At 69.5% G+C, this 21,103-nt stretch carries 21 protein-coding genes; 11 read left to right on the top strand and 10 right to left on the bottom strand.

Features of this window, described 5'->3' with window-relative positions; all coding sequences use genetic code 11:
• Positions 1–14: 14 nt before the first annotated feature.
• The 6 genes from ASD84_RS01670 to ASD84_RS01645 form a co-directional block, all read right to left on the bottom strand.
• Positions 15–935 (bottom strand): type II secretion system F family protein, encoded by a 921-nt coding sequence (locus ASD84_RS01670; protein WP_056706095.1) that lies wholly within the window; start codon positions 933–935, stop codon positions 15–17.
• Positions 935–2,863 carry a type II secretion system F family protein gene (locus tag ASD84_RS01665; protein ID WP_056706094.1) on the bottom strand — a complete coding sequence of 643 codons (1,929 nt, stop codon included), beginning with the start codon at positions 2,861–2,863 and terminating at the stop codon, positions 935–937. The genes ASD84_RS01670 and ASD84_RS01665 overlap by 1 nt, the downstream gene beginning before the upstream one ends.
• Positions 2,863–4,377, bottom strand: coding sequence for a CpaF family protein (locus ASD84_RS01660; RefSeq protein ID WP_056706091.1), 1,515 nt, complete (start codon positions 4,375–4,377; stop codon positions 2,863–2,865). Before ASD84_RS01660 ends, ASD84_RS01665 begins: the two co-directional genes overlap by 1 nt.
• The gene (locus ASD84_RS01655) at positions 4,377–5,561 is read right to left on the bottom strand and encodes an AAA family ATPase (RefSeq protein ID WP_056706090.1); all 1,185 of its coding nucleotides are present in this window, start codon (positions 5,559–5,561) and stop codon (positions 4,377–4,379) included. Before ASD84_RS01655 ends, ASD84_RS01660 begins: the two co-directional genes overlap by 1 nt.
• Before the next feature lie 7 nt (positions 5,562–5,568).
• The gene (locus tag ASD84_RS01650; protein ID WP_156391525.1) at positions 5,569–6,279 is read right to left on the bottom strand and encodes a hypothetical protein; all 711 of its coding nucleotides are present in this window, start codon (positions 6,277–6,279) and stop codon (positions 5,569–5,571) included.
• A 263-nt stretch (positions 6,280–6,542) separates the two neighbouring features.
• Positions 6,543–8,333, bottom strand: coding sequence for an AMP-dependent synthetase/ligase (locus tag ASD84_RS01645; RefSeq protein ID WP_056706086.1), 1,791 nt, complete (start codon positions 8,331–8,333; stop codon positions 6,543–6,545).
• A gap of 87 nt (positions 8,334–8,420) precedes the next feature.
• On the opposite strand from ASD84_RS01645, the gene ASD84_RS01640 reads away from it, so the two are divergent.
• Genes ASD84_RS01640 through ASD84_RS01620 form a run of 5 tightly spaced genes read left to right on the top strand, consistent with a single transcriptional unit; the run spans position 8,421 to position 12,423 of the window.
• Positions 8,421–8,879 (top strand): SRPBCC family protein, encoded by a 459-nt coding sequence (locus tag ASD84_RS01640; RefSeq protein ID WP_056706085.1) that lies wholly within the window; start codon positions 8,421–8,423, stop codon positions 8,877–8,879.
• An 11-nt stretch (positions 8,880–8,890) separates the two neighbouring features.
• Complete coding sequence (locus ASD84_RS01635) at positions 8,891–10,123, top strand: ArsA family ATPase (protein ID WP_235530926.1); 1,233 nt, start codon at positions 8,891–8,893, stop codon at positions 10,121–10,123.
• Positions 10,120–10,554 carry a hypothetical protein gene (locus tag ASD84_RS01630; protein ID WP_056706083.1) on the top strand — a complete coding sequence of 145 codons (435 nt, stop codon included), beginning with the start codon at positions 10,120–10,122 and terminating at the stop codon, positions 10,552–10,554. Before ASD84_RS01635 ends, ASD84_RS01630 begins: the two co-directional genes overlap by 4 nt.
• Positions 10,551–11,498 carry an ROK family glucokinase gene (locus tag ASD84_RS01625; RefSeq protein ID WP_082573092.1) on the top strand — a complete coding sequence of 316 codons (948 nt, stop codon included), beginning with the start codon at positions 10,551–10,553 and terminating at the stop codon, positions 11,496–11,498. The genes ASD84_RS01630 and ASD84_RS01625 overlap by 4 nt, the downstream gene beginning before the upstream one ends.
• Before the next feature lie 10 nt (positions 11,499–11,508).
• Positions 11,509–12,423, top strand: a complete 915-nt coding sequence (locus ASD84_RS01620) for an ROK family protein (protein WP_056706081.1) — start codon at positions 11,509–11,511, stop codon at positions 12,421–12,423.
• Positions 12,424–12,439: 16 nt separating this feature from the next.
• Here ASD84_RS01620 and ASD84_RS01615 read toward each other — a convergent pair whose 3' ends face one another.
• From ASD84_RS01615 to ASD84_RS01605, 3 genes are read right to left on the bottom strand one after another with little or no spacing between them, the layout of a single operon-like run.
• Positions 12,440–12,865, bottom strand: a complete 426-nt coding sequence (locus tag ASD84_RS01615; RefSeq protein ID WP_056706079.1) for a hypothetical protein — start codon at positions 12,863–12,865, stop codon at positions 12,440–12,442.
• Between the two features lie 56 nt (positions 12,866–12,921).
• Positions 12,922–14,298 (bottom strand): hypothetical protein, encoded by a 1,377-nt coding sequence (locus tag ASD84_RS01610; protein ID WP_156391524.1) that lies wholly within the window; start codon positions 14,296–14,298, stop codon positions 12,922–12,924.
• Complete coding sequence (locus tag ASD84_RS01605; RefSeq protein WP_082573336.1) at positions 14,295–15,068, bottom strand: alpha/beta hydrolase; 774 nt, start codon at positions 15,066–15,068, stop codon at positions 14,295–14,297. Before ASD84_RS01605 ends, ASD84_RS01610 begins: the two co-directional genes overlap by 4 nt.
• A gap of 103 nt (positions 15,069–15,171) precedes the next feature.
• Here ASD84_RS01605 and ASD84_RS01600 point away from each other — a divergent pair, with 103 nt between their 5' ends.
• From ASD84_RS01600 to ASD84_RS01580, 5 genes are all read left to right on the top strand, one after another.
• On the top strand, positions 15,172–15,909 hold the full coding sequence (locus tag ASD84_RS01600; RefSeq protein WP_056706074.1) for a lysophospholipid acyltransferase family protein: 738 nt from the start codon (positions 15,172–15,174) through the stop codon (positions 15,907–15,909).
• Between the two features lie 11 nt (positions 15,910–15,920).
• Positions 15,921–17,072 carry a MacS family sensor histidine kinase gene (gene macS, locus ASD84_RS01595; protein WP_082573091.1) on the top strand — a complete coding sequence of 384 codons (1,152 nt, stop codon included), beginning with the start codon at positions 15,921–15,923 and terminating at the stop codon, positions 17,070–17,072.
• Positions 17,069–17,578, top strand: a complete 510-nt coding sequence (locus tag ASD84_RS01590) for a flavin reductase family protein (RefSeq protein ID WP_056706070.1) — start codon at positions 17,069–17,071, stop codon at positions 17,576–17,578. Before macS ends, ASD84_RS01590 begins: the two co-directional genes overlap by 4 nt.
• 93 nt (positions 17,579–17,671) lie before the next feature.
• Positions 17,672–18,316: a response regulator gene (locus ASD84_RS01585; RefSeq protein WP_056706068.1), complete on the top strand. Its 645-nt coding sequence runs from the start codon at positions 17,672–17,674 to the stop codon at positions 18,314–18,316.
• Positions 18,309–19,205 carry a hypothetical protein gene (locus ASD84_RS01580; RefSeq protein WP_056706066.1) on the top strand — a complete coding sequence of 299 codons (897 nt, stop codon included), beginning with the start codon at positions 18,309–18,311 and terminating at the stop codon, positions 19,203–19,205. The genes ASD84_RS01585 and ASD84_RS01580 overlap by 8 nt, the downstream gene beginning before the upstream one ends.
• 6 nt (positions 19,206–19,211) lie before the next feature.
• Here the strand turns inward: ASD84_RS01580 and ASD84_RS01575 are convergent, their stop codons facing one another.
• Entirely contained in the window at positions 19,212–20,030 is an 819-nt protein-coding gene (locus tag ASD84_RS01575; protein WP_056706063.1) for a DUF1028 domain-containing protein, read from the bottom strand.
• Positions 20,031–20,070: 40 nt separating this feature from the next.
• On the opposite strand from ASD84_RS01575, the gene ASD84_RS01570 reads away from it, so the two are divergent.
• Positions 20,071–21,099, top strand: coding sequence for a 6-phosphofructokinase (locus ASD84_RS01570; protein WP_056706062.1), 1,029 nt, complete (start codon positions 20,071–20,073; stop codon positions 21,097–21,099).
• Positions 21,100–21,103 lie beyond the last annotated feature (4 nt).

The following is a 21,103-nucleotide window of genomic DNA, read 5'->3' as shown; positions in this document are numbered from 1 at the left end:
CCGATCCTTTGACTCTAGTTCGAGTTGAACGCGTCCATTGCTCCGAGTACGGCGGGACCAAGGATAACGACGAACAGGCACGGCAGGATGAAGAGAATCAACGGAACCATGATCTTGACCGGCACCTGCTGCGCCTTCTCCTCGGCGTACTGTCGACGCTTGACCCGGATCTCGGAGGACTGCACGCGCAACACCTGACCGATCGGAATGCCGAAGGCGTCCGCCTGCACCATGGAACCCACGAACGTGTGCAGGTCCTCGACGTTGGTACGGGCGCCCAGCGCGCGCATCGCCTCGGAGCGGCCCATGCCGAGCTGCATCTCTCGAAGTACACGAGAGAACTCCTCGGCCAACGGACCGTCGGTGTTGCGCGCGACCTGCTGCAGAGCGGCGTCGAACCCGAGGCCGGCTTCGACGCTGATGGTGAGCAGGTCCACGGCATCCGCGAGGCTGCGTCGGATCTGGTCGGCGCGGTGGGCAGTCCGGTTGTGCAGGTAGAGATCGGGCGCGACGAAGCCGAGCCCCATGGCGCCAACTGTGGCCAACAGGACGATCAGGGGGGAAATGCCGACCAGAAATCCGTAGGCAAGGGCTGCAGCAGCGAAGACCATGGCGAACAGGACCTTCAGCGAAACGACCCGGTCGACCGACCAGCCTCGTGGATTGCCGGCGAAGTCGAGCTTGCGGCGAATACGCTCCGCCTTGTCCGCGCCGGTCAGTCGGCGTCCGAAGGTCAGCGCGCGGGCCTGCATCGGATCGACGATCCGGTCGGCGAACGAGCGATCGGCCTCCTGAGCCAGCTCGTGGCCCGCCTGCCCCGAACGCTCCAGGGCTTCGAGTGCCCGCGCGACACCCTTGGGCTGCTCCTTCGCGAAGGCAGCACCGAAGGCGAGGATGGCGCCCAGGAGGAGCAAGAATGCGAGTAGCAGCAGCATCAGATCTCCACCTTGACCAGCCGAGACATGGCGAACACGCCGATCGCCATCCAGATGACTCCGAATCCCGAGAGCACCCAGCCGCGAGGATCGTGGACCAGCGGGTCGAGGAAGTCTGGATTGGTGACGAGGAAGAAGACCAGGAACCCTGGGGGCAAGATGCAGAGGATGACGGCTGAGAGGCGCCCCTCAGCCGACAGCGCACGCACGTGGCGCCGGAGGTACTGGCGCTCCCGCATGGTTGCCGCGACGGTCGTGAGCAGCTCGGCGAGGTTGCCGCCGACCTGACGCTGGATGCGGATCGCCATCACGGCCCAGGCGAAGTCCTTGCTGGCGAAGCGCTCGGCGACACCGTCGAAGGCGTCCTCGAGAGCCACGCCGATCCGGGCCTCGATCAACACCCGCTTGAACTCCCCGGCAATCGGTTCCGGTCCTTCGCGGACCACCGTGTCCACCGCCTGGGCGAGCGACAGACCGGCGCTCAGGGCTCCGGAGATCAGTTGCAGGACCTCGGGCAGCCCAGCATCGAACGCCTTGCGTCGACGGCTGGCCTTGAAGCGCAGGAAGAGGGGTGGGAGGACCGCGCCGATGAGGACGAACAGGAGTCCGACCAGCAGGTTGCCCTTGCCGAGCAGAAAGCCGATGAGGGCTGCTCCGAAGACCACCCCGACGTGCACCAGCAGCCATTCGGAAGGCTTGAACTCACTACCGGCGGCACCGAGCGAGCGGGTCAGGCGCTCGTTGAGCGCGCTGTTGCGTTCCAGCACCCCCGCGGCTGCGGCCTTGGCCTGGTCCAGCACGGGCTCGGAAGCCGGCTTGGCTTCCTGAGTCATGTCCAGACCGGAGGTACGGGTGCTGTAAGCAGTCACCCGATCGGCAATGCTCATCGGACCTGCCGGCTTGGGAACGAGGAGCATCGCTGCGGTCACGAGGCCGAGCCCGAACACACCGAGTCCCACCCACAGCAGCCAGTCCGGAGCGCTCCAGCCGTTGTCGGTAGCCAAGTTCGGTACGACGTCAGGCAGGTCCGGAGTGCTGGCTGCCTCGATGGGGGCCAGGGCTCGGGCGATGACCGGTTCACCCGAGGTCGGGAGGGTCACGACGACGTTCGCCACGTCAGCGTCGAAGTTGGCGGGCAGGGGAGCGGTGACCAGCACCTGGTTGGCGATCGCCTGGGCCTGGTTGGCGAACTCCTCGGCGAGGGCGGTGCCCGTCGAGGTGATGACGTCGCCCTTACCGGCGCGCGCGATGGTGCGCAGGGGGGTCAGTTGCTGCTCGGCCAGGTCGAGACCGACGATGTGGACGCTGGTGGCATTGGCCTCCACGGCGGCCACGACGTCGTCGAGCCTGGCCTTGCTCCCCGTGTCGGCGCCGTCGGACAGGACGAGCACGGTGCGCTGGCCCGTGGTGCCGGCAGCCTCCACTGCGGCCACGAGGCCGTCGTACAGGAGAGTGTCCTGGCGCAGGGTGAGTCCGTCGATCACCGTCTTCGCGGCTCCGCGGTCGGTCGTCGGCGCGAGGGCGACGTCGACGGTGGAGTCGAACGTGACGATGCCGATCTCGACGTCCGGCGGCACGGTCTCGAGGTAGGTCGACGCCGCTTGCTTTGCGGCGATGAACCGTCCGGCTTCGCGCATCGACCGACTGGTGTCGATGGCGAGCACGGTGGTCCGCTTGACGACCGAGCCGTCGCTGGTCGCGGACGCGGTGGCGTCCAGCTTGGTGCCGTCGAGGGTGGCGCTGACGGAGCCGAGATCGGTCTCGATCCCGGCAGGGACGTCGACGAGGATCCGGAGACCGTCGGCGGTGGACTCGACGTGGGCGATGGAGCCGTCCTCAGCCGTCGCCGCACCCGCCGGGAGCAGCAGCGCGGCGACCAGGACGACGAGCAGGGCCGCGAGGCGGCGGAGTGCCCGGCGCCCGGACATCAGATTCGTTCCGTTCGGAAGATCGTCGGGTCGACGGCGACGTTGGCGTAGGCGAGCTTCTCGAGGAACTTCGGCCGAAGGCCGGTCGTCCGCAGGCGACCGAGGATCCGGCCGTTCTCGTCGAAGCCGGCCGAGTTGTCGAAGACGAAGATGTCCTGGAGGGTGATGATGTCGCCCTCCATCCGCTCGACCTCGGTGATGTGCGTGATCCGGCGCGACCCGTCCTTGAACCGGGTCTGGTGCACGATCAGGTCGACAGCGGACGCCACCTGCTCGCGGATGGCGCGGATCGGCAGGTCCATCCCGGCCATCAGTACCATCGTCTCCATACGAGCCAGCGTGTCGCGCGGTCCGTTCGAGTGCAGGGTGCAGATGGAACCGTCGTGGCCGGTGTTCATGGCCTGCAGCATGTCGAGGGCCGAGGCGTCACGGACCTCACCGACGACGATGCGGTCGGGGCGCATCCGGAGGCTGTTCTTCACGAGGTCGCGGATGGTGACCGCGCCCTTGCCCTCGATGTTCGAGGGGCGGGACTCCAGTCGAACGACGTGGTCCTGCTTGAGCTGGAGCTCGGCGGCGTCCTCGATCGTGACGATGCGTTCGTCGGTGGGGATGAAGGACGACAGCACGTTGAGCGTGGTCGTCTTTCCGGCGCCGGTTCCACCCGAGACGATCACGTTGAGGCGTCCGCGGATGCACGCGTCGAGGAAGTCGGCGGTCTGCGGCGTGAGGGAACCGAAGTTGATCAGGTCCTGGACGGTCAGCGGATCCGTCGAGAACTTCCGGATCGTGAGGGCAGAGCCGTCCACCGCGAGGGGAGGCACGATCGCGTTGACGCGGCTGCCGTCAGGGAGCCGCGCATCGACCATCGGCGAGGACTCGTCGACGCGTCGACCGATCCGCGACACGATCTTGTCGATCGTGCGGCGCAGGTGGGCCTCGTCCGCGAAGTGGGCATCGGACTTCGTCAGCCGGCCGTTCTTCTCGAGCCACACGCTGTCGTAGCCGTTGACCATGACCTCGGAGACCTCCGGGTCACGCAGGTGCGGGTCGATCGGTCCGTACCCGAGGATGTCGTCGGTGATCTCCTGGGTGACCCGGCTGCGGTCGCTCGCGCTGAGCGGCCGGTCCTGGGCGCCGAGGACCTCGGACAGGACAGAGCGCACCTTCTGGTCGAGCTCTTCCTGGTCCATCTCCGCGTCGTACAGGTGCGGACCGAGCTGCTTGAGGAGCTCCGCGTGGACGCTGCTCTTCAGCTCCTCGATGCGGTCTGCCTCCTGGGCGGCCATGGTCCGCCGAGCGCCGGGGCGTCCTTCGGTGGCAGCGACGGCAGTCCGCGAGGACAGCGGCCCCGGCGTCTTGGCCTTCGCTTCTGGCTCGGTCGGTGCGGCGGGGGCGTTGGCGCCCTCCACCCCGGCGGTGACGTCGTCCTCGGTGGACGGTGCTGCGTGCTTGCCCTGGGCGGCGGCGGCTTCCTGGCGCGCCGCGGCGAGGCGATCGGAGAGGCTGGACATCAATTCCTCCCGCGGCGGAAGAGTCCGCGCGACCGAGTGTGATCGGCCTGGTCGGTGGTTCGGGACTGGGGGGCCGACACCGGTTCACCGGTCACCGACGCGGCTAGGTTGGCGTAGGCGATGCTGGCCGCGTGGCCGGGCTTGTGGGTGATGATCGGCGTGCCGGCGTTGGTCGCTGCCGCGATGTCGACTGCGGTGGCGACCTGGGCCGAGACGGGCATCGAAAGGATGCTCTCGACCTTCTCGACGCTGATCCCGACCTCGTCATCGGCACGGTTGAGCAGGAGGTGCCGGTGCCCACGGGCGATGTTCAGCATGTCCATCGTCTCGAGCGCGACCTTCACGTTCTTCAGCGTCGGTACGTCGAGCGTCGCGATGATGACGCACTCGTCGGTCTCGTCGAGGGCGGTGAGCGTCGCGTCGTCGAAGGACGGTGAGGTGTCGACCACGATGTAGTCGAAACCGTCGCGCAGGGTGCGCAGGATCCGTGAGATCAGCAGCGGCGTGATCCGCTCGCGGACATCGGGGTGGGCCGGCGCAGCCAGCACGACCAGGGAGTCCTCGGCGCGCGTGAGCAGGCCTTCGAGCATCCCGAGGTCGATCGAGTCCTCGGCGCCGACGGCCTGTTCGATCGAGTGGGTCGGGAACAGCTGCATGGTGATGGCGACGTCACCGAACGCGAGGTCCAGGTCGACGAGGCACACCTTGCGGGCGCCCCGGTCGGTCAGCGCGAGCGCGAGGTTCACCGACGAGGTCGTCTTGCCCACGCCGCCCTTGGGGGAGAAGACGGTGACGACGCGACCCAGCTGGCGAGCACCGCCGGGACCGCGCAACGCCTGGTGCAGCTGGTGAGCACGTTCGATGGCTCCGGTCAGCGACTTCTGGTCGGCGGCGACCACGACATCGCGGACCCCGGCGTGCATCGCACGCGTGAGGACGTCGGTGTCGTACTGGTCGCGGACGAGGACGACGCTGACGGTCGGACGCTTGATCCGCAGATCCTCCGCCGTGGCCAGCGCCACGGCGAAGTCCACTGACGGTCCGAACGCGACGACGTACTCGTCGGCGTGCTGGTCGAGCCAGGCGAGCCCGCGTTCGCTCGTCCCGACGGCCTGGGAGCCCGGTGGCATGGCACCGAGGAGCTGGTCGACGAGCGAAGGATCCTGTTCTACGAGAACCGGCATGACGACCTCACCTGGCGTCGCGGATGGCGGCGCAAGGACCGGTCTTGTCGACCTTGACGTCGCTTGCCGAGTTCAGCAGGGCGACGGACAGCACGCCGCGCTTCTTGCCGTCCTCGATCTGCTCGAACTGCTCCTGCGTGACCGCAAGGTGCAGTGCGGGCGATGCGCCGACCACGGGTGCCTCCTCGCCCTCGGGCACGACGGTGGTCGTCGCGCCGACGGAGATGACCGAGACGCGGTCGATGAGCAGGCAGGTCGGGGTGCTGGCATCGGTGGTCAGGAAGACCGCGAGCTGTGAGCCCGGAAGGATGAACGAGCCGACCGGCAGGTCGAAGGACTGCGGCTTGGCGATCATGCCGGCCGGCAGCGGCAGCGTGGCCACGTCGATCGCGTCGCCCACTCCGCCGAACTTGGTGGACAGCAGCTGCTCACCGGAGAAGAGGGTGGTGAGCGCGACCTTGTCGTCCAGGCTGGTCAGCTCGGACTGGCGCAGTGCGCTCTCCAGGACCTGGCCCTTCGGGACATCGGTCTCGCTGAGCTTGCCCGAGTCGAGCGCGGACTTGATGCTCTCACCCGGCAGCACGGTCTTTCCGGCGGCGACGGTGACGACCTTGGTCGTCTCGTACTTCTCGGCTGCTCGCGACTCCGCGCCGCGCGCAAAGACGAAGACGAGTCCGACACCGAGCGCTGCAATCACTGCAGCAACAACAAGCATCAACCTGCGACGGTCCACTTCAGAGCCCTCCCGCTCCCCATGCGTTGTCCGAGGGAATCCCTCCCAGGGTCCTCGGCAACCACTCACTCCGAAAGAAAATGTCAGCGCGCCTGCCCTCCCCGGCAGTGACGCATCGCGAGGTTAGCGAAGACGACGCGTGGAAGTGACGGAAATCGCAAAAACATCACGATTCGATACCGGACCGAGACCAGACCCGGGACCGACTGGTCAGATCGGGTGGTTGGGCTCTGACCGATCGGTTGAACTCAGGCGTAGAGCGCCGCGATTTCGTCGCGGCTCTCGCGCATCACGACGTTGCGCTTGAGCTTCAGGCTCGGGGTGACCTGCCCGGCTTCCTCGGTCCAGTCGTACGGGAGGATCGTGAACTTGCGGATCGACTCCGCCTTCGACACGGCCTTGTTCGCCTCGTCGATCGCCGTCTGGATCGCGGCGCGGAGGTCGTCGTCCTCGACCAGGTCGGCGATCGAGCCGGACTTCCCGTGCTGCTCGGCCCACGCGGGGAAGGCCTCCTCATCGATCGTGACGAGCGCACCGATGAACGGCTGACCGTCGCCGACCACGAGGCACTGGCTCACCAGTGCGGCCGAGCGGACCCGGTCCTCGAGCACGGCAGGAGCGACGTTCTTGCCCCCGGCGGTCACCAGGATCTCCTTCTTGCGGCCGGTGATGCGGACGAAGCCCTCGTCATCGACCTCGCCGACATCACCCGTGCGGAACCACCCGTCGGCGTCCAGCGCCTCGGCCGTGGCAGCGTCGTTGTTCCAGTAACCGGCGAACACCTGTCCACCGCGGAACAGCAACTCCCCGTCGTCGGCGATCCGGACCGCAGCGCCCGGCAGGGGCCGGCCCACTGTGCCGACCTTCTGGGCATCGGGAAGGTTCACCGTGAGTGCGGCGGTCGTCTCCGTCAGGCCGTAGCCCTCGAGGACGGTGATGCCCACACCTCGGTAGAAGTGCCCGAGACGATCGCCCAGCGGTGCACCGCCCGACACGGCGAACTCGCAGTGACCGCCGAGGGCGGCGCGGAGACGTCCGTAGACAAGGCGCGAGAAGAGCGCGTGCTGGGCGCGAATCCGAACCGGGACGCGCCCGTTGTCCTGGGCCCGCGAGTAGGCGATCGCTGCCTCGGCCGCGCGATCGAAGATCTTGCCCTTGCCGTCAGCGGTGGCGTTCTGGGACGCCGTGTTGAACACCTTCTCGAAGACCCGTGGGACGGCAAGGATGAAGGTCGGCTGGAAGGTGGCGAGCTGGGGGAGCAGGTTCTTGATGTCGGAGCTGTGGCCGAGCCGGGTGCGTGACTTGATGCAGCCGACCTGGATGATCCGGGCGAAGACGTGCGCGAGGGGCAGGAAGAGCAGCGTCGAGGCGTCCTCGGCCTGGAAGAGCCGCTCGAGCTCGGCCACTGCGGTGGTCAGCTCGGTCTGGAAGTTCGCGTGCGTCAGCATGCAGCCCTTGGGACGCCCGGTGGTGCCGGAGGTGTAGATCAGCGTGGCCAGGTCGCCCGGACCGGCCGTCGTACGGCGCGCCTCCAGCTCCTTGTCGCTGACGCCGGAACCGAGACCGGTGAGCTCGCCGACGGCGTCACCCTCGATCGTCCAGAGGTACTCGAGGTCGGGGAGGTCCGGGCGCGAGGGCCGGACGCGGTCAGCGTGTTCCCGGTCCTCGACGACGATCGCCCGTGCGCCGGAGTCGGACAGGATCCACCGGATCTGCTCCTCCGAGGAGCTCTCGTAGATCGGCACGGTGGCTGCGCCGGCGAACCAGATGGCGTAGTCGAACAGGGTCCATTCGTAGCGTGTGCGCGAGATCACGGCCACCCGGTCGCCGGGCTCGACACCGGCCGCCATCAGGCCCTTCGCGACGGCTGAGACGTCGGCGAGGAAGCGCGCGCACGAGACGTCGTACCACCCGCCGGTCTCGTCCGGTCGGCTGAATTGTGCCTCGTCAGGAGCCTGTTCGGCGTTCCGGACGACGTCGTCGGTCAGGTTGCCTGACGTGGGGATCGTGATGGTCTGCGGGGTGGAGTACTCGCGCACCGTTCCTCCTGCTGTGGGGCCGGACGAAGGGTACTCCGCCGTCCGACCGCTGCCATCCCCAGCCGTGAAGTCCGGTAGCCTGCCGCCATGGCCGAACAGACGTCTTCGTCGATCGTTGTCGACGCCCCCGCAGCGGATGTGATGGCCGTCATCGCGGACTTCCCGGCGTACCCCGCGTGGGCCAAGGGCGTCACCGTCGCGAAGGTCACGTCCTCCTTCGACGCTGGCGACGAGGCGCAGCGTGGTCGGGCGCGTGAGGTGTTCTTCGAGCTCGACGTGTCACCGATCAAGGACGAGTACACGCTCGCCTACGACTGGGACCGGGACAACCAGGTCACCTGGACCCTCGTCGAGGGCAAGATGCTCAAGGCGCTCGAGGGTGCCTACGTGCTGCGTGAGACCGGACCCGACACGACGCAGGTGACCTACCGGCTGTCCCTGGACGTCTCGATCCCCCTGATCGGGATGCTCAAGCGCAAGGGCGAGAAGATCCTGATCGACACTGCGCTCAAGGGCTTGAAGAAGCGCGTCGAGTCCGGCGCCTGAGGGCGCCGCGGATGCGGGACCAGTCCGTGCGGATCATTCTGTTCACCGGCAAGGGTGGCGTCGGCAAGTCGACCGTCTCCGCCGGTACAGCCGCGCTCGCAGCGGCACGAGGCCTGCGCACCCTGGTGATCTCGACGGACGCGGCGCACTCCCTGGCCGACGCCTACGGCGCGCCCGGAGACTCCCGCCCCTCCGAGCCGACCGAGGTGGCGCCTCACCTGTTCCTCCAGCAGGTCGACGCCCAACTGCGGTTCGAGCAGTCCTGGGCCGACATCCAGCGGTACCTGTTGACGGTGCTCGACGCGGTCGGCATGGATCCGGTTGCCGCCGAGGAGATGACCGTCATCCCGGGGGCAGAGGAGGTGCTGGCACTCCTCGAGCTGCGTCAGCACGCCCGCTCCGGGAAGTGGGACGTCATCGTCGTCGACTGCGCGCCGACCGCCGAGACGCTGCGCCTGCTCGCCCTTCCCGAAGCCCTCGGCTGGTACCTCGAGCGCCTGCTCCCGATCCAGCGCCGCCTCGTCAAGGCGCTGCGCCCGATCCTGAACCGCGCCGCCGGCGTACCGATGCCGGGCGATGACGTGTTCGACGCGATCACTCGTCTCCACGCGGAGCTCGACGACGTGCACGCCCTGCTGTCCGGCCCCGATGCCAGCGTCCGCCTCGTCCTCACTCCTGAGCAGATGGTGCTGGCCGAAGCGCGGCGGGCCTTCACGAGCCTGTGCCTGTACGGCTATCGGGTGGACGGCGTGGTCGCGAACCGTGTCTTCCCTGCCGACGCTGCCGATGAGTGGCGGGCCGGGTGGGTCGCTGCGCAACAGGGCGTCCTCGCCGAGGTTGCCGAGTCCTTCACGGGTCTGCCGATCTTCACGTCCGAGTACCAACCCGCCGAACCGGTCGGGGTCGAGGCGGTCGCCACCCTGGCCGCGGCGTTGTACGACGGCGCCGACCCGCTCGCGCCGCCGACCGGTGAGGGTCCCTTCCGGGTGTCCCGACCCGACGACGGCGGGGCCGTGGTGCACTTGTCCCTGCCGTTCGTCACCCGTTCGGAGGTCGACCTTGCCCGCAACGGAGACGAGCTCGTGATGACGGTGGGTTCCTACCGGCGGTTGCTGACCCTGCCGGCCGGACTGGCGCGACTGCGGGTCGCGGGAGCTCGGGTCGTCGACGGCGAGCTGCGCGTCCGGTTCGCCGAGCCGACTCCTGCCGCGGCGGCCGCCGGCCCGGTCGAGGAGCGCCGATGAGCGACGAGCACGAGAACAAGCACGAGATCGGCAGCGTCGGCGAGGAAGCCATGAAGCTCTTCGGCGCCCTGGCCGACGCCGCGCGCCAGCAGGCCGGTGAGGCGGCGGGGAGTGCGACCGGGTTCGCCGCCCAGGCGGCGGCGATGGCGCACGAGGTGAACGAGCACATCGCGACCGGGGAGGCGGAGTGTCGCTACTGCCCGGTCTGCCGGGTCGTGCACGCCGTACGGCAGACCTCGCCCGAGGTCAGGACCCACCTGATGGTCGCGGCGTCCTCGCTGCTCCAGGCCGCTGCCGGGTTCATGGAGACCCTGCCACCGCCGCCCGGTGCGGACGGTGCGCACCAGCGCGGTGCCGGGGTCGAGCACATCGACCTCGACGACACCGATGACGCCGGCGACCCCACTGATGGCCCGGGAAGGACACCGTGACCGCCCCTCTGACCTGCGGCATCGACATCGGCGGCACGAAGATGGCCGGTGCCGTCGTCGATGCCGAAGGAAACGTGATCGCGGAGTCGCGGGTGGAGTCGCCCGCGACGGATCCGCATGCCATGGAGGCGGCTGCGGCTGGTCTCGTGGCCGAGCTGGCCGCGCAGCACCCGGTCGCGGCGGTCGGGGTCGGGGCCGCGGGCTACGTCGCCGCCGACCGGTCGACCGTTCTCTTCGCCCCCAACATCGCGTGGCGCAACGAGACCCTCGGAGCCGACCTGGCCCGGATGACCGGCCTGCCGGTCGTCGTGGAGAACGACGCCAACGCGGCCGCGTGGGGCGAGTTCCGGTACGGCGCCGGACGTGACGTCGACGACCAGCTGATGGTGACCGTCGGCACCGGCGTCGGTGGTGGGGTCGTCGTCGGAGGCAACCTGCTGCGGGGCGCCTACGGCGTGGCAGCCGAGATCGGCCACCTCTGCGTCGTTCCCGACGGTCGTCCGTGCGGCTGTGGCAACCGCGGTTGCTTCGAGCAGTACGCCAGTGGGACCGCTCTGGTGCGCTCCGCGCAGGAAGCCGTCGCCGCCGACCCGCTGCCGGGCCAGGACCTCGTTCGGCGCGCAGGAGGTGACCCTGCTGCGATCACCGGTCCGATGATCACCGATGCCGCGCGCGACGGCGACCGGTTCGCCATCGAACAGCTGGAAGAGCTGGGCCGGTGGCTGGGCCACGGGATCGCCTCGCTGGTGGCCGTGCTGGACCCTGCCGTGATCGTCATCGGTGGTGGCGTCAGCGAAGCAGGAGACCTTCTCCTGGATCCGCTGAGGGCGTCCTTCGACCGGGAGCTGACCCCTCGTGGATTCCGCCCGCGCGCCGAGGTCCGTCTCGCTGCGCTGGGCAACCGCGCCGGAGTCATCGGCGCTGCCGACCTGGCGCGCACCTGAGGTCGCCCTGATGGCCGGGGACACGTGGGTCGGCGTCGACGTCGGCGGCACCAAGGTGCTGGCCGTGCGGGTGTCGGCCGACGGGGACGTCGAAGCCACGGCGACCCGCCCGATGCCCGGTCGAAGCGCCTCGGAGTCGGAGGTCGAGGACGCGGTCGAGCTCGCCGCCCGTGACGTGTACGACGACCGGCCGCCTGTCGCGCTCGGCATCTCTGCCGCGGGGCTGGTCGACGGTGCCGGCGAGCGCTATCTCTTCGGCGCCCACCTGCCGTGGCGCGATGCCCCCGTGCGGGAGCGGATCGCGCAACGGACCGGTCTCGTCGTCGTACTCGACAACGACGCGAACTGCGCGGCGCATGCCGAGCTGGTCGTGGGAGCTGCCCGCGGTGCCGACTCGATGTTGATGATCACCATCGGCACCGGCATCGGTGGCGCGCTCGTCCTCGGCGGGCGCGTGGTCCGCGGAGCCCATGGGCTGGCCGGGGAGTTCGGCCACATGCAGGTCGTCCCGGACGGGCTGGCCTGCGAGTGCGGTCTGAGTGGCTGCTGGGAGCAGTACTGCAGCGGCCGGGCGCTCGAGCGCGTCACCCGGGTGGCGCTGGGCAGGCACCTCGACGGACCCGAGGTCGCCGCGATGGCGTTCGCCGGCAACGAGGTCGCGCGTCAGGCCTTCGCCTCGGTGGGCACGTGGCTCGGAGTGGGTGTCGCGGGACTGGTGTCCGCGTTCGATCCCCAGCTCGTCGTCGTCGGTGGCGGCGTCTCGACGGTGGGCGACCTCTTGCTGGAGCCAGCCCGGGCTGCGCTCGCCGAGTCCTTGCAGGGCACGGCCTTTCGGCCGGTGCCGCCGCTGGTTCCCGCGCGCACCGGACCCGAAGCCGGGGCGGTCGGCGCCGCGTTGCTGGCGCGCGACCATTCACCCGCCTGACGGGTCCGAGGAATGTTCAGACGACCGCGCCGTCGTCCCACGGGTCGCGGGGCGTTCGCGGAAGCGTGAACACCAGGTAGCAGAAGCCGAGGACGAAGCCGCCGACGAGGATCCACCCCAGGAACGGCGGCATGCCGATCCCGAGCACGAGGAAGACCAGCAGCACGGTCGGCGAACCGAAGACGCCCAGCCAGGCCAGGAACCGGTCGGGCGGTGGCATCGGGATGGGCGGCGGGCTGTCCGGCACGAAGCGGTCGATCTCGTCGATGGCGTCGTCGTCGAACAGGCTCGAACCCGCCGGGTCGTCGTCACGGAGGTCTGGCTCCGGCTCGATGGCCACCTCGACCGCGTCATCGACAGCGTCGAGCTCGGCGCGCTCGCCGTAGTTCTCGACGATCTTCTGCCACGCGGAGTCCTGCTCCTCGGGGTTCTCCCGTTTCACGGCATCAGCCTACGCTGCGGGCCTTGGGGTCCGCCCGCCTAGCCAGACGAGTCTGTTCAGTCCGTGCAGAAGGCATGGTCGCCGACAGGGATGGCGTGGAAGTGCGCGTATTTCCGTTGCCACCAGGACAGCGGTTCGAGGGGGGTCTGGCCCGCCTCGGGACCGAACGTCACCTGCTGACCGTGCAGGACGCCCGTGACCTCGAGGTCGGAGTCGTTCATCGCGATGGACCGCAGTCCCATGAGCGGAATGGCCACGTCCGAATCGGCAGCGCGGTCGATCGAAGCGTCGTTGGACGACTGGATGTAGACGAGGTCCTCCTGCCAGTCGGTCAGGTGGACCGAGGGCAGGAAGAGGTGGTTGGCCTCGGTGCCTTCTGTGGTCAGGCTCGAGAACATCGTGAAGGAGGCCGTCGTACGCAGCCCCAGATAGGGGTTCATGGCCCAGGCCAACGTCAGCAGGATCATCGGGAGCTGGATCCAGGTGATGCCGGCCAGGGGTGCGGTGGGCGCTGGCTGGCGCCAGGACCACACGGCAGCGATGACGACGGCGACCAGCACCACTTTGCTGATCACGTTCGTCGCTGCGGAGGCCGCTGCGAAGCTGACGTAGCCAGCGAACCCGATCGCCAGGAGGCCGAGGAACGCCGCCACGTCTGGAAACCGGCGTACGTCGCGCACCACGGCCGACTTGCCCGTGAGCCGCTGGAGCCTGTCGAGGAGGTGCTCGGCGTCCGGGGCGCTCAGGAACAGGAAGAACAGGGCGATGAGGGTGGCACTGAAGTCCTGGACGCCGATCGCCGGACTCAACGTGATCAGGCAGTGGAATGCCATGCCGAAGCGAACCCCGTGACGCCGGGTCGCCGGGATCAGCAGCAGGAGGGGGATCAGGCTCTCGGCCGTGATCGTGACCAGCATCCACACCGGATCCATCGGGAGGTCACGGGTCGCCCCGAACGATGCGCGCGACGCGATGGCCGACGCACAACTGGTCACCGGGTCGAGGAAGGTGGTGTTGTACTTCGCCAGGGCCGCGGCCGAATAGGCGATCAGCAACACGATCCGGATGCCAGGGACCGCACGGCGCAGCGCGTCGAGGGTGACCTCGCGTCGCAGCGCGAAGCAGGCAAGGATCGTGAGCCCGACGAAGCCGTCGAGCATCCAGTGGTTGGGGGAGTACGGCATCTCGGCGACCATGTCGGCGAGCTGCGCGATGAGCAGGATCCCGAAGAGGCGCAGCGAGGCCGGACGGACCAGCACAGCGAACGACAGCGCAGCGACCGCGACCCCCCACAGGGTGTCCAGGCGGTGACGGTCCGCCATGCACACGTGCAGCAACAACGCGAACGCCCACAACCGGACAAAGGCCAGCAGCATCCGGTCCATGGCGTTGCCCGTACCGGTTGCGGCAGGTTCGATTGCGGGTACGGTCACCCAGCGACCCGGGCGATGAAGGCCGCCGACTGCTCGAAGATGGTCGGGGCGTCGTTGTCGAGTGTCGCCACGTGATAGCTCTCCGGAAGGGGCACGCGGGTGACGTCGTCCGACGAGAGCTTCTCGCGGATGATCTTCTCGGACGAGGCATCGACGACGTGGTCGTCGTCGGCGCGGAAGTAGATGACCGGCACCGTGATCTTCGGGAGGTCCCGGATGATGCCGGGCCAGGCCTGCATCATCGAGTGGGCCGCCTTGAGCGGCGTGCGGTCGTAGGCGAGCTCGTCGGCGCCGGACTTCTTGATGTCGTTCCCGATCGCCGGGAAGGAGCCGACGAGGTGCTTGAGGACGGGCAGCAGCTTGACGTCGAGACGCTTGGTCGACACAGCCGGGTTGACCAGCATGAGGCCCGCGATCTCGCTGTTGCGGGCAGCGGCGAGCTGCAGCACCTGCGCCCCGCCCATCGACAGCCCGCCGATGACGACCGCGTCGTGGTCGGCCCGGAGCGCATCGAAGGTCGAGATTATCTCCGAGTGCCAGTCGGCCCAGGTGCGCTGGTTGAGCTCCTGCCAGGTGGTGCCGTGCCCGGGAAGGCGGGGTACGGCGACGCCGTACCCGAGGTCGCCGAGGTACTCGCCCCAGGGCCGGATCGACGCGGGGGAGCCGGTGAACCCGTGGCTGAGGAGCACGCCGATGCGGCGGCCCCCGGTGAGCTCCGGGCGGGCGGCGATCGTCAGTGGCGCGGTGAGGGACGCGGGGCTCGGCGGCATGGCGTGATTGTGCCGTACGAACGCAGGCATGCGCGGGTGACCGCACAAGGCCGTGGAGGCACTAGGCTTCGCGGCAGGGAAGTCCAAGCGGAAGGTCGGTCGGTTGTTCTACTGGTTCCTCAAGTTCATCGCGCTCGGGCCGCTGTTGAAGCTGATCTTCCGGCCGCGTGCCGAGGGTCTCGAGAACGTCCCGCCGTCCGGTCCGGCGATCCTCGCCAGCAACCACCTGTCGTACGCCGACTGGCTGTTCATGCCCCTGGTGATTCCGCGGATGGTGCGCTTCGTCGCGAAGGCGGAGTACTTCACCTCACCGGGCGTCAAGGGTTGGCTGCAGAAGACGTTCTTCAGCGGCACCGGCAACATCCCGATCGACCGCACCAGCGGTGATGCCGCGTCCGGAGCGCTGGTCTCGGCGAAGCGGGTGCTGGCGGAGGAGGAGCTGTTCGGGATCTATCCCGAGGGCACCCGGTCCCACGACGGCCGGCTCTACCGCGGGAAGACGGGCATCGCCCGCCTCACGCTGGAGACCGGCGTGCCGGTGATCCCGGTCGCCGTCGTCGGCACCGACGTGGTGGCGCCGCCAGGCAAGAAGTTCGGCCGGATCACGCGTCCGACCGTGCGTTTCGGCAAGCCGATGGACTTCTCCCGCTATGCCGGCATGGAGAACGACCGCTTCATCCTGCGCTCGATCACCGACGAGATCATGTACGAGATCATGCGCCTCTCCGGCCAGGAGTACGTCGACATGTACGCCGGTCGCGCCAAGGAGGAGTCGCGGAAGGCCGAGCGCGCCGAGCGGGCCGAACGCGGCGAGGGTGACGAGCGGAAGATCGCGTCCTGACCGACTCCGTCGTGACCAGCGGTACGACGACCCGGGCTGCGGTCGCCGTCGAGAACCGGATGTTCCGGGCGCTCGCGGTGCTGCGGGTGGTCGTCCTGGTCCACACGGTGACGCTCAACGCCTACCGCAACAACTTCGAGCACCCCGCCCTCGGCTGGGCCTGTGTCGGGGTCATGGCGGCGGGCACGATCGCGGCGATCGTCGTCTACGCCGCTCCGGAGCGGCGGGTTCCCGCGGTCCTGGTCGCCGACCTGGCCCTGGCGGTCGGCATGTTGCTGGCCACTCCGGTGGCCAAGGGGGAGTGGTTCCACGCGAGCATTCCCGGCTACTGGATCGTCGGCGCCCTGCTGGCGTGGGCGGTTCGCTACGGCTGGCGTGGGGGCGCCACGGCCGCCGTGCTGCTGGGAGCGATCGACCTCCTGAGCCGGTCGCACATCAGCCAGCAGGACTGGGGAAACGTCTTCCTGTTGCTCCTCTGCGGCTCCATGGTGGGCTTCGTCTGCGAGTCACTCACGGCCATGGCCGCTGATCGGGACCGGGCACAGAGCGAGGCCGCTGCCGCCGCTGAGCGGGCCCGCCTCGCACGAGTGGTCCACGACGGGGTGCTGCAGGTGCTCGCGCTCGTCCAGCGGCGTGGTGGCGAGCTCGGCGGGGAGGCGGCCGAGCTGGGCAGGTTGGCCGGCGCCCAGGAACGGGCGCTGCGCACCCTGATCCGGTCCCAGGACGCCGTGACGCCGACACGCACGGCAGGAGGGAGCGCCGACCTGGCAGCCGCACTGGGCGTCCTCGGCGCCCGCCCCCGCACGGAGGTCGCGCTGCCCGCGGGTGCGGTCGGGATGGCGGCACCTGCGGTCGCCGAGATCACGGCCGTCGTCCGCGCCTGCCTCGACAACATCAGTCGCCATGTCGGCGAGGACGCACCGGCCTGGATCCTGCTCGAGGACCTGGGCGATCACGTCGAGGTCACCGTCCGCGACGAGGGTGCGGGGATTCCCGCCGGGCGCCTCGAGGAGGCCGAGCGGCAGGGTCGCCTCGGCGTGCTCGAGTCGATCCGGGGCCGGATCCGCGACCTCGGCGGGACTGCTACGCTCGACACCGGGGCCCACGGCACGGAGTGGACGTTCGCCGTACCTCGCGTCACCTCCTCACGAGGAGACCGATGACGATCCACTCCACCCACCCGTTCGCCGACGCCGATCCCGATCCGGCGCGTCGCTTCCGTGGCCGCGTCGGCGGCGCCGTCACGCTGTGGACGGCCGGGCAGGGTGCAGAGCGGGCGGGCCTGACCGTGTCGTCGCTGATGGTCGCGCTCGGGCCGTCGCCTTCGGTCCTCGCGCTCCTGGACCCCGACACCGACCTGGTCGACGTCCTGCGTGACGACGGCCTCGCCGTCGTGCAGCTGCTCTCCTGGGCGGACCGCGACCTCGCCGAGGCCTTCGCCGGCACCGCACCGGCGCCGGGTGGCCCCTTCCGGCAGGCCGAGTTCGTCGACACCGACCACGGTCCGCGGCTCGCCTCGGCAGGCACCTGGGCCGACGTGCGGTACGTCGGTGAGCGTGAGGTGGGCTGGTCGGTCGAGGTGGAGGTCGCCATCGAGCAGGTCACGATCGACGAGAGCGGATCCGACGACGCGCTGCTGCACCGGCGAGGCCGCTTCCACCGAGCATGACGGGTCTCGAGACGGTTGCGGCGCAACCTCCTCGACCAACGCCGCCGGACGGTTGCTGCGCAACCTCGCCGGCTCTCCGTCTAGGGTCGAGCCATGTCCGATCAGATCCGGGTGATGGTCGTGGACGACCACCCGATGTGGCGCGATGCGGTCGAGCGCGACCTGACTGCCGCCGGGTTCGCTGTTGTCGCCACGGCCGCCACCGGCACCGAGGCGATCAACCGTTTCCAGGCCACGAGACCCCAGGTCGTCGTGCTCGACCTGCAGATCCCGGAGCCGAGCGGCGTCGAGGTGACGGCCAGCGTGCTGGCCACCGATCCGTCGTCACGGGTGCTGATCCTCTCGGCGTCCGGCGAGCAGGACGACGTGCTGGCGGCGGTGAAGGCGGGCGCGACCGGCTACCTCGTGAAGTCGGCGTCCGGCGCGGAGCTGGTTGCGGCCGTCCGTCGGGTTGCTGCTGGGGACAGCGTCTTCACGCCTGGTCTGGCCGCGCTGGTGCTCGGCGAGTTCCGGCGGATGAACGCGCCGAGCACGCCTCCCGGTGAGCAGCTGACCGATCGCGAGACCGAGATCCTCAAGATGGTCGCGAAGGGGATGTCCTACAAGCAGATCGCCGAACGGCTCGTGCTCTCGCACCGCACCGTGCAGAACCACGTGCAGAACACCCTGCGCAAGCTGCAGATGCACAACCGCGTCGAGCTGACCCGCTACGTGATCGAGCAGGGGCTCGATGACTGACGAGCTGCTGGAGATCGCCGACGAGCTCTACGCCCTTCCGCTCGCCGAGTTCACCCCTGCTCGTGATGCCCGGGTCAAGGCGCTCAAGGGCACGCCGATGGCCGCCCGGGTGAAGGCGCTGCGCAAGCCGGCCACCGCGGCCTGGGTCGTCAACCTGCTCGTCCGCAGAGAAGCTGCACAGGTCGACCAGGTGCTCAGCGTCGGCGCCGCGCTGCGTGAGGCGCAGAAGGCGATGTCGGCAGGGGAGCTGCGCGCGCTCACCAGGCAACGTCGCCAGGTCACCGCGGCCGTCACCACCCAGGCGCGACGACTCGCCGGGGACGAGGGTTTCCGGGTCACGGAGGCCGTGGCCGAGCAGGTCGAGGCCACCCTCACCGCAGCGATGGTGGACGAGTCCTGCGGACGCGCCGTGCGGAGCGGACTTCTCGTCACGCCGCTGCACACCACGGGCGTCGAGCCGATGGACCCTGCCGACCTGGCCGGCGCGATCGCCGTACCGGAGGCCCTCGGCTTCCACGCGAGCGCTCGTGAGGCGGTCGTGCCCGGCCCGCCCGACCTGCACGTCGTACCCGATCCGGACCGCGCAGCCAAGGCTCTCGCGGCCGCCGAGGAACGACTCGCTGTCGCGGTCGAGGAGTACGACGATGCGAGCGCCACCCACGAGGAGGCACTGGCCGAGGTCGCCCGTCTCGCGGCCAGGTCGTTGCAGCTCCAGGCCGAGATCGACGAGCTGCGGCGCCGGCTCGCCGACCTCGAGGAGGAGTCCGACGGCGTCGAGGAGGAGACGGGTGAGGCCGAGGAGCTCCGCGATGCAGCGGCAGCCGACCTCAGGACGGCAACGGCTGAGCGCGATGCCGCGCAGAAGGCCGTCGACCGCGCAGCCCGCTGAGCGGCCTCAGGAGTCGCCGCGCACCACTGCCAGGACCCGCTCGTCGATCCAGGAGAGGTCGGGCGCAACGCGCATCTCGTAGTTCTCGGTGCCGACCCAGGCCAGGAAGTCGCGGTGGCCGGCGGCCGCGGCAAACGTCTCCAGCTCGGCTCGCAGCGCGTCGTCGACGACGACCTTCTCGTCCTCGGTCGACGCCGTGAGGTACAGCTCGTGCAGGTCCAGGAGGCGCGCCAGTTCGTCGATCGGGGTTTCGTGGTCGTCGACCCGCAGGTCGACGGCGACATCGTCCAGGCCGGCGTACCCGGCCCCGTCGCGGACGACGAGCATCGCGGCCGACTGGCGCCCACGGCGGTCGCCACCGGCGGCATCGCCGGCAGCCAGCGCGGCGAGGAGCCGGTCCTGCAGCGCCGTCGCGGCGTCGCTCTCCAGCCAGGCCTGCTCCATGGCGTCGACGACCTCGACACCGGCCAGGCAGTTGCCCTGGATGGCCCAGCCCTCGCCGGTGCGGCTGCCGGCCCACGGGATGCACTCGGCGCCCGTGTGGGAGGCCGCGCCACCGTCGAGGTCGACGATGCCGACCTGGCGCTGCGCGCGGCCCTCGTCCTCCTCGATCAGGCGCTGCAGTGCGACCGAGGCGGTCGCACCCTCGTCGAGGTGGGAGAGGGCCAGACCCTTGTAGGCGACGTTGGCGTCGGCCTGGGTCGCCACTGCGCCGACACCGGCGACGGCGGCGGGAACGGCCGAGCCGACGGCCAGGAACTTCGAGGCGACGGCCACGCCCCACGTGTCACCGTCAGCGGACCTGGCCACGATCGAGAACGTCATGGGACAACCGTAGGGCCCACTTGCCACGTAGGGTCGGACCATGCGCGTTGGAGTGCTCACCGGTGGCGGCGACTGTCCTGGACTCAACGCGGTCATCCGCGCGGTCGTCCGCAAGGGCGTCAATGAACATGGCTTCGACTTCGTCGGGTTCCGAGACGGCTGGCGTGGCCCCCTCGAAGGGATCACGATGCCGCTCGGCATCGAGCAGTGCCGCGGCATCCTGCCCCGCGGCGGCACGATCCTCGGGTCCTCGCGGACCAACCCCTTCGCCGTCGAGGGCGGGGTCGAGCGGATCACCGACAACCTGGCGGCCGCCGGGGTCGAGGCCCTGGTCGCGATCGGTGGGGAGGACACCCTCGGCGTGGCCACGAAGCTGGCCGAGCTCGGGGTCAACGTCGTCGGCGTCCCGAAGACCATCGACAACGACCTCTCCGGGACCGACTTCACCTTCGGCTTCGACACGGCAGTCAACATCGCGACCGAGGCGATCGACCGGCTGCACACCACCGCCGAGTCGCACCACCGCGTCCTCGTCGTCGAGGTGATGGGCCGGCACGCCGGCTGGATAGCACTGCACGCCGGGATCGCCGGTGGCGCCAGTGCGGTCCTGATTCCCGAGATCGCCTTCGACATCGACGCCGTCTGTGCCCACGTGATGACCCGCTTCAAGAGCGAGTACGCGCCGATCATCGTCGTGTCCGAGGGCGCTCTCCCCGCAGACGGCAGCGGAATGACGCTGGCCAGCGGGGAGAAGGACGCGTTCGGCCACGTCCGGCTCGGTGGGATCGGCGACCGGCTCGCCAGCGAGATCGAGCACCGCACCGGAAAAGAGGCCCGCGCCGTCGTACTCGGGCACATCCAGCGGGGTGGGACGCCCTCGGCGTTCGACCGGTGGCTGGCGACGCGGTTCGGACTGCAGGCGATCGGTGCCGTCGCCGATGGTGAGTACGGCGTCATGGTGGCCCTTCGTGGCACGAACATCGTGCGGGTGCCGCTCATCGAGGGCACGGGTGCGCTCAAGGTCGTCAGTCCCGAGGAGTACGCCGAGGCGCAGGTCTTCTTCGGCTGACAGG

It is taken from the genome of Nocardioides sp. Root682 (assembly GCF_001427795.1).
Lineage (GTDB): Bacteria > Actinomycetota > Actinomycetes > Propionibacteriales > Nocardioidaceae > Nocardioides.
The sequence above is the reverse complement of the archived record's forward strand: the minus strand, read 5'-3'. Positions and strand labels throughout refer to the sequence as shown.

What these genes read in the sequence shown, in the direction of transcription:
- ASD84_RS01655 (WP_056706090.1), bottom strand. Translation starts at nt 5,561, where the DNA reads ATGCCGGTTCTCGTAGAACAGGATCCTTCGCTCGTCGACCAGCTCCTC.
- ASD84_RS01580 (WP_056706066.1), top strand. Translation starts at nt 18,309, where the DNA reads ATGACTGACGAGCTGCTGGAGATCGCCGACGAGCTCTACGCCCTTCCG.
- ASD84_RS01590 (WP_056706070.1), top strand. Translation starts at nt 17,069, where the DNA reads ATGACGATCCACTCCACCCACCCGTTCGCCGACGCCGATCCCGATCCG.
- ASD84_RS01605 (WP_082573336.1), bottom strand. Translation starts at nt 15,068, where the DNA reads ATGCCGCCGAGCCCCGCGTCCCTCACCGCGCCACTGACGATCGCCGCC.
- ASD84_RS01640 (WP_056706085.1), top strand. Translation starts at nt 8,421, where the DNA reads ATGGCCGAACAGACGTCTTCGTCGATCGTTGTCGACGCCCCCGCAGCG.
- ASD84_RS01585 (WP_056706068.1), top strand. Translation starts at nt 17,672, where the DNA reads ATGTCCGATCAGATCCGGGTGATGGTCGTGGACGACCACCCGATGTGG.
- ASD84_RS01660 (WP_056706091.1), bottom strand. Translation starts at nt 4,377, where the DNA reads ATGTCCAGCCTCTCCGATCGCCTCGCCGCGGCGCGCCAGGAAGCCGCC.
- ASD84_RS01620 (WP_056706081.1), top strand. Translation starts at nt 11,509, where the DNA reads ATGGCCGGGGACACGTGGGTCGGCGTCGACGTCGGCGGCACCAAGGTG.
- ASD84_RS01570 (WP_056706062.1), top strand. Translation starts at nt 20,071, where the DNA reads ATGCGCGTTGGAGTGCTCACCGGTGGCGGCGACTGTCCTGGACTCAAC.
- ASD84_RS01575 (WP_056706063.1), bottom strand. Translation starts at nt 20,030, where the DNA reads ATGACGTTCTCGATCGTGGCCAGGTCCGCTGACGGTGACACGTGGGGC.
- ASD84_RS01665 (WP_056706094.1), bottom strand. Translation starts at nt 2,863, where the DNA reads ATGTCCGGGCGCCGGGCACTCCGCCGCCTCGCGGCCCTGCTCGTCGTC.
- ASD84_RS01635 (WP_235530926.1), top strand. Translation starts at nt 8,891, where the DNA reads ATGCGGGACCAGTCCGTGCGGATCATTCTGTTCACCGGCAAGGGTGGC.
- ASD84_RS01670 (WP_056706095.1), bottom strand. Translation starts at nt 935, where the DNA reads ATGCTGCTGCTACTCGCATTCTTGCTCCTCCTGGGCGCCATCCTCGCC.
- ASD84_RS01630 (WP_056706083.1), top strand. Translation starts at nt 10,120, where the DNA reads ATGAGCGACGAGCACGAGAACAAGCACGAGATCGGCAGCGTCGGCGAG.